The sequence below is a fragment of the Spirosoma spitsbergense DSM 19989 genome, assembly GCF_000374085.1.
Classification (GTDB): Bacteria; Bacteroidota; Bacteroidia; order Cytophagales; family Spirosomataceae; genus Spirosoma; species Spirosoma spitsbergense.
The window spans coordinates 1-1290 of the sequence record NZ_KB893534.1; the positions used below are offsets into that span (position 1 = coordinate 1).

The 1290-nt window shown below is 44.2% G+C and carries 1 pseudogene; it reads left to right on the forward strand.

Going from position 1 to position 1290, the window contains the following annotated elements:
* Positions 1–254 precede the first annotated feature (254 nt).
* Positions 255–1270, forward strand: a pseudogene (locus B157_RS35380) (IS110 family RNA-guided transposase).
* Positions 1271–1290: the final 20 nt, after the last annotated feature.

Consider the following 1290-nt stretch of genomic DNA (forward strand, 5'->3'; position numbering starts at 1 on the left):
CCGCTCGGGCCTTTAGATTTACCCCGTTGTGCGATTCCAAGATAGTCGTGTAACTTAAAGCCCTCACAAACTGTGAGAAACCAACCCCGGTGGGACACCTTAGCGCTCGGGCCAGGCAAAACCTATGGGCCGATTGAAGCCCCACCGGGTTCTTAACTCTTCAACTCAAATAGAAATGCGGGCCGCAGACCCATTAGCAAGGTAATGAGTTGAGTTAAACGTTGGTCGATATCCATTTTAACTAAGTCAAAAATATGCTTTTTACTCATTTCGTTGGCGTCGATGTCTCCAAAGACACACTTGATTTTGCCGTTGTCGTCTCTAATAAAGTCTTGTTTCATCAGCAAGTGAGCAACGATAAAAAAGGCATTACTCAATTTCTAAAAGAACTTCGCAAACAGACTAAAGTCAACTTAGTTGATTGTCTGTTTTGCCTGGAGTTTACTGGTATTTATAATAACCCTTTATTAAATGCACTCTATCAGAAAGCCTCGATTTGGGTGGAACGAGCGGCTCATATTAGAGATAGTCTGGGCTTATGTCGAGGAAAAACGGACAAGCTGGACGCGAAGCGAATCGCTTTATTTGCCTACAAAAACCGAGAAGATGCCCGTTTGTGGGCACCACCTCGTCAGGTTATCAGCCAGTTAGATCGACTTACCGCTCAACGTGCCCGATTGATGAAGGCTATTAAGTTGTTAAAAACCCCTCTTACTAATACAGAAGGATTTATTAGTAAAGAAGATCGAAACGCCAATCAACAAGCTTGTAGCCATTCGCTCAAAGCACTCAAAGCTGACTTGAAAGCTACGGATAAATCAATCGCTGCCGTTATTGAGAGCGACCCAGAACTCAAGCATCTGTTCGAACGAGTGACTTCCATTAAAGGCATTAGCCAAACGACGGCCGTCGAAGTGATCATTACAACCAACGAGTTCAAAAGCATTACAGATCCCAAAAAGTATGCTTGCTACGCTGGCGTTGTTCCTTTCGAACACAGTTCGGGCCAACGTAAAGGGAAGCCTAAAGTTAGCCAGATGGCCAATAAAAAAGCGGCCACCGCGTGGTCAAATCCTTACTCCACTTAGCTGCTTTATCGGCGATACAACATTGTCAAGAACTGAAGACGTATTATGAACGAAAAGTAGCGGAGGGCAAGAACAAAATGCTCGTTATTAACAATGTGCGTAACAAGCTTGTGCTTCGCATTTTCGCCTGTATCCGAGACGATCGAAATTATGACGAAAACTATAAGCCTACGCTTGTATAGATCATAGAAATCGGCCCCGT